This window comes from Kitasatospora sp. NPDC002227 (assembly GCF_040296285.1).
Classification (GTDB): domain Bacteria; phylum Actinomycetota; class Actinomycetes; order Streptomycetales; family Streptomycetaceae; genus Kitasatospora.
Window position 1 is genome coordinate 85,005 of record NZ_JBEOWY010000012.1, and the last position, 12,896, is coordinate 97,900.

The following is a 12,896-nucleotide window of genomic DNA, read 5'->3' on the forward strand; positions in this document are numbered from 1 at the left end:
TGTCGGCTCGCAGGGCTCGCACTGCCCCGGCGGGAGGCGGTGGGGCGGGCCCTTTTCCGGCCACCTCGACCACCGCCGATGGGCTCAGCGTGGCACTGACTGAAAAATCAGTCAAGCTCGTGGATCGCAGAAACGGGACCCCGCCGGATCGCCGCAGCAATCCGTCGGAGCCCCGCCCTGACTACCTGGACGCGCCTAGCGCGCCAACCGTTCCAGCTCGACCTCGATCGCCTCGGTCATCAGTGCCCGGGCGTGGTTCAGCCGCAGACTGCCGCTGAGCCAGCGCATGCTCACGCCCTCCAGCAGGGCGGTCAGCCGCTCGGCCGCCCCGGCCAGCGCGGTGGCCGGGGCCATCGGCTCGACCCGGCCGAGCAGCTCGGCGACCTCCTGCACCCAGACCAGCGTGGCCCGGGCCAGGTCCTCCCGCAGCGCGTCCTCGAAGACCGCACTGGCCCGCAGCTCGCCCCAGGCCGTGCTGTTCTCCCGCACCTGGTCGCCGCCCTGCAGCTCGAGCAGGAGGGTGTGCTCCAGCTCCTCCCTGGGCGTCAGCGGCGGTGCGGCCGGGTCCCGCTCGGTGGTGTAGCTGCCGGCCCGGTCGTTGATGAACTCGAGCGTCTGCCGGAGGATGCCGGTGCGGTCCTTGAAGTGGTAGTAGATGAGCGCGGTGGACACGCCCGCCTCGGCGGCGAGCTCCTCGACCCGCAGACCGCGGACCCCGCGCCGGGCGATCACCCGCGCCGCTGCTTCCAGAATTGATGTTCTACGACTGGCCACGGTGCACCACCCTACCGGCCGCCGCCACGGTGATCAGCACGGTTACCTGACTGTTTCATCAGCGCCACCGGCCCTGTGCCCCCAAGGCCTTCCGTGTCCGCACCGCCGCTCCTCGGCGCTCCCGGCGGCGGCCGTGGCCCAGGTCACCCTGACGCGGTCTATAAACTCCCAGGTACCCGGCTGCCCCCAGCCCTGCCGAGAGAGCACCGCGATGTACGAACCGCGCCCCACCCCCACCCCCGCCTTCCAGCCGCTGAACGAGACCGACCCGGTCGAGCTCGGCGGCTACCGCCTGATCGCCCGGCTCGGCGCGGGCGGGATGGGCAGGGTCTACCTCTCGTACACCCCGGGCGGGCGCCCCGTCGCGCTCAAGGTGGTGCGGCCCGAGCTCGCGGAGGACCCGGAGTTCCGGCGCCGCTTCGCCCAGGAGGTCGCCAGCGCCCGGCTGATCCACGGCCTGTACACGGCCCAGGTGGTCGACGCCGGGCCGGACGACCCGCTGCCCTGGCTGGCCACGGCGTACGTCCCCGGGCCCTCGCTGCACCACGTGGTGCGCGGCGGCGGTCCGCTGCCCGAGCACACCGTGCTGCTGCTCCTGGCCGGGATAGCCGAGGCCCTCCAGGTGATCCACGCCGCCGGGGTGGTGCACCGCGACCTCAAGCCCGCCAACGTGCTGCTGGCCGCCGACGGCCCCCGGGTGATCGACTTCGGTATCGCCCGCGCCGCCGACGGGGGCGCGCTCACCGGCACCGGGCTGCGGATCGGCTCCCCCGGCTTCATGGCTCCCGAGCAGGCCGTCGGCGCACCGGCCACCCCGGCCACCGACGTCTTCGCCCTCGGCGCGCTCGCCGCCTGGACCGCCACCGGTCGGTCGCCCTTCGGCGGCGGGCCGGACTCGGGCGCGCTCTACCGCGTCGTCCACGAGGAGCCCGACCTCGCCGCCGTCCCGCCCGGCCTGGACGGCATCGTCCGGGCCTGCCTGGCCAAGCGCCCGGAGGACCGGCCCACCACCGCCCAGCTGATCGAGGCCGTCCACCGCCACCCCGCGCTCGGCGGGCAGCTCCGCTTCACCGACGGCTGGCTGCCTCAGCACGTCAGCGCCGAGCTGAGCAGCCGCGCCGACCTGCCGCAGACTCCCGCCGCCGCCTACCCCGACCCGGCGGCCCCCACCGCCTACCTCGGCGGGCAGCCGCCGCAGGCGGCGCCGTACCAGCCGACCCGGTACGTCGAGACCGCGCTGCACGAAGCCGCCACCGAGGCCGGCCCGACCCCGCAGCACACCCCGCCGCCCACCCCGACCCGCCGCCGGGCCGGCCGCCGGGGCGCGGCCGTGGCCGCCCTGGTGGTGCTGGCCCTGCTGGCCGGCGCGGGCGCCACCTACTACCTGCTGCCCGACGGCTCCGACGCCGCCGACGACTCGCAGGACGTCGCCGACACCCCGGCGGACAGCGAACCCGCCGACACGCCCTCGGCCTCTCCCACGGCTCCCACGGCTCCCACCGCCCCCGGCTACACCACCGTGTACACCGGGCGGGAGCTGGTCTCGCCGGACCGCGGCTACGAGTTCGACCTCAAGACCGGCACCGTCACCCCGGCCGAGGCCGCCGACTGGTACGTCGCCCGCAGCGCGGCCGAGTTCCTGCTCCCCGACACCACGGACGCCTACCTCGGCCCCGACGCGCGCCTGGCCCCCGCCGACTGCCTGCACGGCCTCGAGTCCGGCCCCACCACCAAGCTCGACTTCCCCACCGTCACCGGCCGCTCCTTCTGCGTCCGCAGCCAGGACGGCCACGACCTCGCCGTCCTGCGCCTGCTCTCCACCCCCCAGGGCGACGGGCCGCTCAAGGTCTCGGTCGACTACTTCCGCCGCGACGCGGGCTGAGATCGCCCGTCAGTGCAGTCCGCCGTAGGCGGCCATCACGATCTCCATGCCGCGGTTGTCCTCCTGCTGGTCCCGGTCGATCATCCGGTTCATCACATAGGCCACCGTCATGCGTGCCCCGGGATCGCTCACTACCAGCGAGCCACCCCAGCCGCCCCAGCCGAAGGTGTTGCCGAACCTGCCGAAGCCCGTCGTCCAGCACATCGGGGTGCCCAGCACCCGGTCCTCACCGCGGAACACCTCCTGCCAGGCGGGCTCGCACCCCTGGGCGGACAGCAGCCGCACGCCGCCGGCCGAACCCCGGTTCGCCAGTACCGACTGCACCAGGGCGACGGACCGGGCGTTGCCGAAGCCGTTCACCGCGGGGAGCTGCGCCCGGCGCCACGGCGTGGAGTTGGCGTCCTTGACCCGGATCACCGCACCGGTGTGCTCCCGGCGGGTGCCGTCCGGTCCGAGCGGTGCGCCGGCCGCGTACTCGTCGGTCAGTGACGGCGGCGGAATGAGCGGTGCGACACGGTGGTCGTGTTCGGCCCCGAGCCCGAGGTGGAAGTCCGCGCCCAGCGGTCCGGCCACCTCCTCGGCGAAGAACTCGCCGAGACCGCGGCCGGTGATCCGGCGGACGATCTCGCCGACGAGGAAGCCGAAGGTCAGTGCGTGATAGCCGGCCGCAGTTCCGGGCTCCCACTCGGGCGCCTGCGCGGCCAGCCCCGCCGTCACGGCCTCCCAGTCGTACAGTTCCCCGACCGTCGTCGGCCCGGACAGCTCCGGCAGCCCCGCGGTGTGCGACAGCACGTGCCGCACCAGCACCTTCTCCTTCCCGGCCGCGGCGAACTCGGGCCAGTAGGCGGCGACCGGCGCGGACAGGTCGAGCTCGCCCCGGTCGGCCAGGATCAGCGCGCACAGGGCGGTCATGTTCTTGGTCGTCGAATTCACGCCGGTGAGGGTGTCGCGCTCCCAGCGGACGGAGCGGCCGGCATCGGCGTACCCGCCCCAGAGGTCGACCACCGGCTCGCCGTCGACGTGGACGGCCGCCGAGGCACCCACGTCCTCCTTGCCGAGCAGAGCCGCAAGGACCTCCCGGACTGCCTCGAACCGTGGCTCGCAGAACCCCTCGACATCGATCATGGGAGTAAGCCTCCGGCAGCGCCGGGTCTTCCTGCCCGACAATTCCCGCACCGGTTCAGTCGGGCGGGGCGGCCGCCGGTTGGCAGGATGGGCGTTCCTGCCGTGGCGGCTCGAGAGCGAAGGACGGATACGCGTGCTGGAGAGGCTGAATCAGGCGTTGGACCACCTCGAGGCCTCCCTCGACCGGGAGGTCGACATCGCCGAGGTGGCCCGGGTGGCCGGGGTGTCGGAGTACCACCTCCGGCGGCTGTTCTCCGCGCTCGCCGGGATGCCGCTGCCGGTCTACGTGCGGCGCCGGCGCATGACGCTGGCCGGGGCCGAGGTGCTGGCCGGGGAGCTGACACTGCTCGATGTCGCGGTGCGGTACGGGTACGGCTCGGGCGAGGCGTTCGCCCGGGCGTTCCGGTCCGTGCACGGGATCGGGCCGGGCGAGGCCCGGCGTACGGGTGCGGTGCTCACGGCGCAGCCGCGGATGTCCTTCCGGCTCGTCGTCGAGGGGAGTACGGCGATGCGCTACCGGATCGTGGAGAAGGAGTCGTTCCGGGTCATCGGCCGGAAGGCCCGGGTCCCGCTGGTGCACGAGGGGGTCAACGCGGCCGCCGACGCGCACGTGCGGAGCCTGGACGGGCAGGCCGTCGTGCGGATGAAGCAGCTGGCCGGGCAGGAGCCGAGCGGGCTCCTGTCGGCGGTGGTGTACCTGGGCGACAGCCGGGAGGAGGGCGTCGAGGCGGACTACTGGGTCGGCGTGGTGACCGCCCCCGGGACCGCCGCCGAGGGCCTGGACGCCCTCGACGTCCCGGCCGGCACCTGGGCGGTCTTCGACAACCACGGGCCCTACCCGAGCGCCCTCCAGGACCTGTGGCGGGACGTCTTCACCCAGTGGTTCCCCTCGAACCGCTACACGAGCCGCCCGGGGCCGGAGCTCCTGCGGACCCGGCCGGTGGAGACCGGCGCCGAGACCGACTCCCAGCTGTGGATCCCGATCGAGCGGAGCGCCGGGGTGTGAGCCCCGGCGCCTCGGCGGTGCCTCGAGGCGGCGTCAGCCACGCAGCCGCTGGCGCAGGAAGAGCGCGGCGCGGTCCAGTGCCTCGTCGGCTTCGTCCAGGATCCCGGCGAAGGCCTGGAACACGTGCGGGACGTCGGCGGTGACGTCGAGGATGACGTCGACGCCGGCCGCGCGGGCCCGGGCGGCCAGGCGGGTGGAGTCGTCCATGAGCAGTTCGTTGGTGCCGACCTGGATCAGCATCGGCGGGAACCCGGTCAGGTCGGCGTACAGGGCCGGGCTGAGCAGGGGCTGGTGCGGGTCGGCCCCGGCCAGGTACATCGCTCCGGTGTACTCGAGCGAGGCCCGGGTGAAGAAGGGGTCGAGCCCGGCCCTGGTCTCCATGCTCTCCCCGGTCCGGGTGGCGTCCGTGCCCGGGGAGAAGGCGAGCACGGCGGCCGGCAGCGGCAGGCCCGCGTCGCGCGCCGCCAGGCAGGTGGTGACGGCGAGCCCGCCTCCGGCGGAGTCCCCCGCGAAGACCACGGCCGCCGGGTCCGTCCCGCTGTCGAGCAGGGCCCGGTAGGCACTCACGGTGTCCTCGATCGCGGCGGGGAAGGGGTGCTCGGGCGCCAGCCGGTACTGCACCGAGTACGCCTCGAGGCCGGTCCTGGCCACCAGGTTCGCGGTCAGCGCGCGGGCGGTCTCGGGCGAGCCGACCACCCAGCCGCCGCCGTGGAAGTACAGGACCGTCCCGGCCGCCGTCGGACCGCTCTCCGGCTCGAACCGCAGCGCCCGCCGCCCGCCGAGCTCCGCCTCGGCCGTCCGGACCGTGTCGGGCACGATCATCCCGGCCATCAGCTGCCGGAACCCGGCCCGGAATTCCTCGACCGACCGGGGCCCCTCCGGCGCGGGCTTCCGCAGCATCGCGTCGACCTTGCCGCGCTGTTCCTTGCTCATCTGCCAACTCCCTTGACGTGATTCTGTGTGCTGTTCCGTGCGGGCCCGCACCGCCGCACCGTGTACGGTCGAACTCCCCGACGACGTAGGAGCGGCCAGACCATGGAGCTGCGGCATTTCGAGGTGACGGACGGTCAGGCCGGACCGTACGGGATCACGGTGGGCCCGGACGGAGCCGTCTGGTACACCCTGGTGCATGCCGGTGACATCGGGCGGCTCGCCGAGGACGGCACGGTGACCAGGTACGGGCTCGGCGCTCCGGATTCCGGCCCGACGGTGATCACCACCGGCCCGGACGGCGCGCTCTGGTTCACGCGGATGCGCGATCACCGGATCGGCCGGATCACCGTGGACGGCGAGGTGACCGACTACCCGCTGCCGACCGCGGACTGCGGGCCGTACGGCATCGCGGCCGGGCCGGACGGCGCCCTGTGGTTCACCGAGCTCAACACCCACCGGATCGGCCGGATCACCCTGGACGGCGAGGTGACGGAGTACCCGCTGCCGGGCTCGGGCTCCTTCCCGTCGATGATCGCCGCCGGGCCGGACGGCGCGCTCTGGTTCACCCTCAACCAGGCCGGCGCGATCGGCCGGATCACCGTCACCGGCGAGGTGACGCTCCATCCGCTCCCCACCGAGGCCGCCGGGCCGGTCGGCCTCGCCGCGGGCGGTGACGGGGCGCTCTGGTTCGCGGAGATCGCGGCCGGCCGGATCGGCCGGGTCACGGTGGACGGCAAGGTGACGGAGTACCCGCTGCCCGACCGGGCCGCCCGGCCGCACGCGATCGCCGCCGCCCCGGACGGCCGGCTCTGGTTCACCGAGTGGGCCGCCGGCCGGATCGGTTCGCTCTCACCCGAGGGCCAGTACTCCGCCCACGCGCTCGACATCCCGGGCGCCGAGCCGCACGGCATCGCCGTGGGCCCGGACGGCACCGTCTGGGCCGCCCTGGAAGTGGGTGTGATCACCCGCCTGAGCACGCGCTGACCTCGGGCGGCCGTCCCACCATCCGGTCGGCCATCCGGTCCGGCGGCAGCAGTATCCGGGTCGGCTGCTCGTACGGGCAGAGCATCGCGATCAACGCGACCGCCTCCGACCCAGCAACCGTCACCCGGACGTCAGCCACCCCGCCTGCCTGACCAGCGGCCCCATCCGGCAACCCCGGACGGCGGTCCTGCGGGGCAGGCACCCCGCAGGGCCGCGGCTCAGGCGAACAGACCCGTGACCGCCCGGCCCGCCTTGTGCGCCAGGCCGCCCGCGAGCAGCCGCAGTTGGGCACCGGTGCACGGACCGTTGTAGAGAATGAAGTGGTCGAAGGTGTGCACCCCCGGCCGGCCTGCCACGGCCTTGGCGGCATCCCGGACCTCCCGCAGCTGACTCACCGTCAACTCCGGCCGGTGCTCGTCCGGCTGGTAGCGGGCGCCGAGCGGGAAGTCGACGCCGGGGCGGTTGCTCATCTCGATGTGGCAGCCGAACACGTGGCTGACCGGGTGGGATTCGGTGAAGGCGACCAGCCGGTCCAGGGTCGCCACGAAGGCCGGGAAGTCGAAGGCGTAGAGGCGGCCCGGGTAGACGGTGTCGCCGGTGAGCAGCAGCCCCGTCCAGGCGTCGTAGAAGGTGATCGCCGCGGCGTGGTGGCCGGGCGAGGCGATCAGGTCGAGCACCCGGCCGCCGAGGTCGAAGCGGACCGACTCCTGGGGCCAGGCGGCGGAGAAGCCGAAGAAGGCCTGGGCCGCCTCCGCCTCCCGCGCGACGATCCGCGTCTGCGGCCGGTCGGCGAACTGCGCGTCGCCGGCCACGTGGTCGCCGTGCCCGTGGGTGTGGGCGACGACCAACTCGTACTCGTCCCGCGGGTTCTCGCGCAGCCAGTCGGCGATCAGGCCGTCCACGGTGGCCCGCAGCGGGAAGCGCTCCTGGTCGGCGGTGGCGCCGGTGTCGAGCAGCAGCGCCCGCTCGTTGCCGAAGAGCAGGAAGATGAACGGCGCTTCGTAGCTGACGGTCTTGCTCTGGCGCAGCAGGTAGGTGTGCTCGTCGTAGGCGTGCACCTGGATCAGCTCCTCGGTGCCGCGCCTGCCGCGCACACCGTGGTTCCAGGCGACGTCCAGGCTGCCCGCGACGGGCGCGGCCGTGACGAAGTCGATTCTGTCAGTCTTGTTCTGCGTGCTCATCGGTGTCCCCCGTCTGGTGGTGCGGCAGCGGAGATGCTGCCATGAAGTAGCGGATCTGTCGTCGGTCGTGCTCCGCCGCGGCGCCGGCCTCGGCGGCGTCCCTGGCCAGGTAGGGCTCCAGGACGCGGTGCCAGGCGGCCTTGATCTCGGCGGCCTCGGCGGCGGTGACCCGAACGGTCGCGGCCATGCCCCGGGCGGCCTCCCGCCACTCGACGGGCTCGCTCGGTGCTCGCTCCACCCAGTCCAGGACTCGCCTCATCTCGCGCTCGACCACGATCCGGCTCAGCTGCCGGGTCACCTCCGGGTCGACCTCCCCGGCCGCCCCGAGCCCGAGATGACGGTCCGTCAGACGCCATCGCCGCTCGCGCCTGTCCGGCCCCGGCCCGGCCTCCTCCACGAAGCCGTACTTCGCCAGCTGGCGCAGGTGGAACGAACAGCTCGCCTGCGAGACCCCGATCGCCCGCCCGCACTGGGCCGCCGTGGCCGGGCCGATCCCGCCCAGCGCCTCGATCAGATCGAGGCGGACGGGGTGGGCCAGCGCCCGGATCGCCTGTGGATTGCTCAACCGCATGTGTCAAAGACTACTTTGGCTTCTCGAAATGTCAACGGGTTCTTTGACATCTCCCGCCGGCCGTCGGAGCGTCAACTCCGGTGCCGACCGCGCCTGCCCGCTGCTAGGGTCCGGCCGTCGAACATCACGCGGGCGATGGGAGCTCGGCATGGCAGACCCCTGGGAGATCGCCTCCGGCGTCGGCGCGGTGGCCTCGGTCGTCGGTGCCTGGGCCGTCTACCGAGGTCAGACGCGGCAGGTGGACTTCGAGCTGGCCCGCACCCTGCACCTCGACCTGACCAGCGGCGAGGTGGCCCTGGCCCGCGATCTGCTGACCACCTTCCGAACCGGCCAGCGCCCCTACGGCCCCGAGGTGCTGGCGGCCTACTTCACCCTGCTCTGGTGCTTCGAGCGGATCCTCCAGGGCCGCCGGTCGATGATCCGCTCCCCCTTCGACCGGCTCCGCCGCAGCGCGGCGGTCCGCTTCCTGGACGAGGCGCTCGCGATGCACCTGGCGAGCTGGGAGCGGAACCTCCCGGAGATCCGGCAGCGCCTCGACGCCGCGCTGGCCGACGAATACGGGGACGAGCTGCGCGACCGGGGCCTCACCGTCAAGTTCGAGGCGCTCACCCGGGCGGTCCGCGCGGCCGGGGTCCTGCCCGCCCGCCTCCCGGCCCAGAGCACCTGAGGCGGCCGGAACGCGTACTCACCGCGGCCTGCCCGGTTGCCGTGGGCCCGGTTACCGTGGGGTGGTGACCACTGCGCGTACCGAACTCGACGATCTGGGAGCGGCCGTCCGGCTGGGAGCGGTCCGGCGGGTGGTCTCGCTGGTGCCCTCGCTGACCGAGGCGATCGCCGGGACCGCGCCCGAGCTGCTGGTCGGAGCCACCGATTGGTGCGGCCACCCGGCCGGGCTTGCGGTCCGGCGGATCGGCGGGACGAAGAACCCCGACCTGAGCCGGATCGCCGACCTGCGGCCGGACTTGGTGGTGGCCAACCAGGAGGAGAACCGGGCCGCCGACCTGGCCGCGCTGCGGGCGGCCGGGCTCGCGGTCTGGGTGACCGACGTCCGCTCCCTGCCGCAGGCGCTGCGCTCCCTGGAGCGGCTGCTCGGCCTGGCCTGCGCTCTCGACCTGCCGCCCTGGCTCGAAGCCGCCGGGCAGGCCTGGCAGTTCACCACCACCGGAAACCCCGTCCGCGCCGTGGTACCGATCTGGCGCCGCCCCTGGATGGTGCTCGGCCGGGACACCTTCGCGGGCGACCTGCTGGCCCGGCTCGGCGTCGAGCTGATCCACGCCGACCACCCCGAGCGCTACCCGGCCGTCCCGCTGCCCGGCCCGAACTGGTCGTTCTCCCGGACGAGCCGTACCGCTTCACCGGCGAGGACGGGCCGGAGGCCTTCCCCGGAGTGCCCTGCGCCCTGGTCAGCGGGCGGCACCTCACCTGGTACGGCCCCTCGCTGGCCGAGGCACCCGCCGTGCTCGCCGGGCAGCTGGCCGCGGCCGGCTGACGGGTGCGGCTGCCTGACGGGTGCGCAACAGGTCGCCGCTGTCAGCATGTTGCAAAAACCCGAGGGAGGCCGCGGCTACCCAGCTCGGCCGCCGACTGCCAGGCTGGGGCGCGCAGGCGTCACAGGCCGGGCACGGTAGGTGCGCGCCCGGCTGCTCGGAGGGAAGGGTGCAGCAGTGACACGGACCGAGTCCCCGCCCGACACCCCGGGCCCGTGTCCCCCCGAGCAGCCCGCGCCGGGCGCCTCCCGGCGTGACCTCGCGGTCTTCCTCACCGCCAAGACCGTCTCCGACATCGGCTACGCGCTCGACTTCATCTGCCTGTCCGTCTTCGTCTGGGAGCGCAGCCACTCCGCGCTGGCCACCGGCCTGCTGAGCACGGCGCTCTACGCGGGCGCCATCGCGGGCGGGCGGCTCGGCCACCGGTACGGCGACCGCTGGGACCGGCGGCGGGTGATGATCGGCGCCGACCTGGTCCGGGCCGCGGTGCTCACCCTCCTCGCCCTCCTGCCGGACGGGGCGCAGAACTGGTGGCTCTACCTCGCGGTGGCGCTGGTCGGCACCGGCCGCTCGGTCTTCGAAGCCACCCTCTCCGCCGCCACCCCGGTGCTCGCCGGGGAGCGCACCCAGACCGTCAACAGCGTCCTGGCCGGGCTCAAGGGCGTGGCCTTCATGGTCGGCATGGGGCTCGCCACCGTCATGGTGCCGCTGATCGGCTACCGCGGCGTCTTCGGCCTGGACGCCGGCAGTTACACCCTCTCCGCGCTCGTGCTCACCGCTCTGCGGATGCGGATGCGCGACCCGGGCGCGGCGGGCGCGGCCCGCCGGGACCGGACCGGCGCCTGGCCGCTCCTGGTGGGTGCCGGACTCGCCGTCCTGGTGGTGCTGCGCGGCCTGGACGCCTTCGGCTCCTCCTCCCAGCACGTCGGACTCCCCATCCTGGGCAGCCAGTTGCGGCCGGACTCGCCGACCGTGGTCTCCGGCGCCGTCTGGGGCAGCTGGGCGGCCGGTCTGCTGCTGGCCAGCTTCGTGCTGCGCCCGCTGGCCAAACGGATCATCGAGCGGAACCCGCTGGTGGTCTTCTGCCTGGCCACCATCACCATGTCGGCCGGCTTCATCGGGGTGTTCTGGCTGGACGACTGGTGGCTCCGGCTGACCTCCGCGGTACTCGCCGGGCTGGGCGACGCGCTGAGCGAGATCACCTTCAAGCAGGCCATGCAGCAGTTGCCGGACGACCGGCGCGGGCGCGCCTTCGGGCTCGGCCAGATCGTGGTCAACGGCGGCTTCATGGCCGGCCTGCTGGTCACCAGCCTGGTGCTGCGGCCGGATTGGGTGCCCGAGTGGGTGCTGCTGCTGCACGGCGTACCCCTGCTCGTGGCCACCTGGGCCACCGCCCGGGCCCTGGCCACCCGCTCCTCCCGCTGACCCCCTCCACTCCGTCCGCCCCGGGAGGCCCGCCCCGATGACCGTCCGCGCCTACCTCGACCATGCCGGTTTCGGCCGGTTACGCCCGCCCGCCGTCTCCGCCATGCGCACCGCGCTGGACCAGGTGATGCCGTACGGGAGCGCGGAGTTGGGCCAGGTCTTCCGGGCCCGCAACACCGCCCGCCGCACCATGGCCGGGCTGCTGGGCGCCACGCCCGAGGAGATCGCCTTCGTACCCAACACCTCGACCGGGGTCCATCTGGTGGCCGACGGGCTGGACTGGCGGCCGGGCGACCAGGTGGTGCTCTTCGACCGGGACTTCCCCGCCAACGTCCGGCCGTGGCTACGGCTGGCCCGTCACGGCGTGGAGTTCCGCTGGGTGCCGATGCGCGCCGGCGGGTACCGGCTCGAGGACCTCGCGGCCGTGCTCACCCCGGCCACCCGGCTGATCGCCGTCAGCCACGTCAACTTCGCCACCGGCTTCCGCATCGACCTCGACGCCGTCTGCGCCCTGGCCGCCGAGGTCGGCGCGCTGGTCAGCGTGGACGCCGTGCAGAGCCTGGGCGCCCTCCCGCTGGACGTGTCGCGGACCCCGGTCGACTTCCTCGCCGCGGGCGCGCACAAGTGGCTGGGCGGGCCCACCGGCCAGGGCGTCTTCTACTGCCGGGCCGACCGGCTGGAGCTGCTGCGCTCCACCCCCACCGGCTGGTACGGCTTCGAGGGCGCGGCGGAGCTGACCAAGGGCCCCGGCCCGCTCAGCTACCAGCTGCCCGAGCGGGCGGTGGCGGCGCGGGTCGAGGGCGGGATGTACGACCTGGTGGGCATGGTCGGCCTGGAGGCCACCCTGGCCGAGCTGGCGGCCGTCGGCCTGCCGGCGGTAGGGGCCCGGGTGCTCGGACTGGCCGGGCGGCTGCGGCACGGAATTGCCGCGCTCGGCTTTACCCCGGCCACTCCTTTCGACGGCACCCCGAGCCCGGCGGACTCCGGGATAGTGAGTTTCTCGTGTCCACAAGTGGACAGCTGGAAACTCGTCGAATCACTGGCCGAATCGGGCGTCCAGGTGTCGGTACCGGCCGGCCTGGTGCGGGTTTCTCCGCATTACTGGACCACCGACCAGGAGATTGACATTTTCCTGGCGTCGGCAGCCGGGCTCAAGCCTTGACGGCCGCTGACGGCGTGTCATAAATTCCGTTCACCGGAGCTGCCGCCGAAATGGCGGCGGACATTCAAACGAAGGGAGTTGTGAAATGGCTTACGAGTCTTGGGAGACCCTCGCGAACGAGGTCGAGATCACCACGGGCGAGGCTGACTGCTGGACCTGCCTGATCGACGACGCCGCCTGATCGTCGCACAGGTGAGACCACGCCCTGCGGCCGCGGCCGCAGGGCGTGGTCGAATTCCCTTTTCCTGCGTCAGAAGCTTTTTCAGAATTCCTCCGACGCCCTTGACGGCAGCTGCCCGACTGTCTTAGCTTCCCTTCACCAGCACCGGTCGCGAATATGCGCGTCCGGTCGATCGGTGAAAGGAG

11 protein-coding genes and 1 pseudogene are annotated in these 12,896 nt (G+C 73.4%); 7 read left to right on the plus strand and 5 right to left on the minus strand.

The window, feature by feature from the left end:
* Nucleotides 1-195 precede the first annotated feature (195 nt).
* Nucleotides 196-774 (minus strand): TetR/AcrR family transcriptional regulator, encoded by a 579-nt coding sequence (locus ABT095_RS13670; RefSeq protein WP_350529549.1) that lies wholly within the window; start codon nt 772-774, stop codon nt 196-198.
* A 211-nt stretch (nt 775-985) separates the two neighbouring features.
* On the opposite strand from ABT095_RS13670, the gene ABT095_RS13675 reads away from it, so the two are divergent.
* Nucleotides 986-2,656: a serine/threonine-protein kinase gene (locus ABT095_RS13675; RefSeq protein ID WP_350529550.1), complete on the plus strand. Its 1,671-nt coding sequence runs from the start codon at nt 986-988 to the stop codon at nt 2,654-2,656.
* A 9-nt stretch (nt 2,657-2,665) separates the two neighbouring features.
* Here ABT095_RS13675 and ABT095_RS13680 read toward each other — a convergent pair whose 3' ends face one another.
* Nucleotides 2,666-3,781, minus strand: coding sequence for a serine hydrolase domain-containing protein (locus ABT095_RS13680; RefSeq protein ID WP_350529551.1), 1,116 nt, complete (start codon nt 3,779-3,781; stop codon nt 2,666-2,668).
* A gap of 133 nt (nt 3,782-3,914) precedes the next feature.
* On the opposite strand from ABT095_RS13680, the gene ABT095_RS13685 reads away from it, so the two are divergent.
* Entirely contained in the window at nt 3,915-4,787 is an 873-nt protein-coding gene (locus tag ABT095_RS13685; protein WP_350529552.1) for an AraC family transcriptional regulator, read from the plus strand.
* 33 nt (nt 4,788-4,820) lie between these two features.
* Here ABT095_RS13685 and ABT095_RS13690 read toward each other — a convergent pair whose 3' ends face one another.
* Entirely contained in the window at nt 4,821-5,720 is a 900-nt protein-coding gene (locus tag ABT095_RS13690) for an alpha/beta hydrolase (RefSeq protein WP_350529553.1), read from the minus strand.
* 102 nt (nt 5,721-5,822) lie between these two features.
* Between ABT095_RS13690 and ABT095_RS13695 the strand changes: the two genes are divergently transcribed.
* The gene (locus tag ABT095_RS13695) at nt 5,823-6,704 is read left to right on the plus strand and encodes a Vgb family protein (RefSeq protein ID WP_350529554.1); all 882 of its coding nucleotides are present in this window, start codon (nt 5,823-5,825) and stop codon (nt 6,702-6,704) included.
* A gap of 218 nt (nt 6,705-6,922) precedes the next feature.
* Here ABT095_RS13695 and ABT095_RS13700 read toward each other — a convergent pair whose 3' ends face one another.
* Together ABT095_RS13700 and ABT095_RS13705 are read right to left on the minus strand one after the other, a co-directional pair.
* Nucleotides 6,923-7,885 (minus strand): MBL fold metallo-hydrolase, encoded by a 963-nt coding sequence (locus ABT095_RS13700; RefSeq protein WP_350529555.1) that lies wholly within the window; start codon nt 7,883-7,885, stop codon nt 6,923-6,925.
* Nucleotides 7,863-8,456, minus strand: a complete 594-nt coding sequence (locus ABT095_RS13705; RefSeq protein ID WP_350529556.1) for an ArsR/SmtB family transcription factor — start codon at nt 8,454-8,456, stop codon at nt 7,863-7,865. The genes ABT095_RS13700 and ABT095_RS13705 overlap by 23 nt, the downstream gene beginning before the upstream one ends.
* A gap of 148 nt (nt 8,457-8,604) precedes the next feature.
* Here ABT095_RS13705 and ABT095_RS13710 point away from each other — a divergent pair, with 148 nt between their 5' ends.
* From ABT095_RS13710 to ABT095_RS13725, 4 genes and pseudogenes are all read left to right on the plus strand, one after another.
* Nucleotides 8,605-9,123: a hypothetical protein gene (locus ABT095_RS13710; protein ID WP_350529557.1), complete on the plus strand. Its 519-nt coding sequence runs from the start codon at nt 8,605-8,607 to the stop codon at nt 9,121-9,123.
* Between the two features lie 130 nt (nt 9,124-9,253).
* Nucleotides 9,254-9,945, plus strand: a pseudogene (locus tag ABT095_RS13715) (helical backbone metal receptor).
* A gap of 175 nt (nt 9,946-10,120) precedes the next feature.
* Nucleotides 10,121-11,368, plus strand: coding sequence for an MFS transporter (locus tag ABT095_RS13720; RefSeq protein WP_350529558.1), 1,248 nt, complete (start codon nt 10,121-10,123; stop codon nt 11,366-11,368).
* Nucleotides 11,369-11,405: 37 nt separating this feature from the next.
* Nucleotides 11,406-12,530: an aminotransferase class V-fold PLP-dependent enzyme gene (locus ABT095_RS13725; RefSeq protein WP_350529559.1), complete on the plus strand. Its 1,125-nt coding sequence runs from the start codon at nt 11,406-11,408 to the stop codon at nt 12,528-12,530.
* Nucleotides 12,531-12,896: the final 366 nt, after the last annotated feature.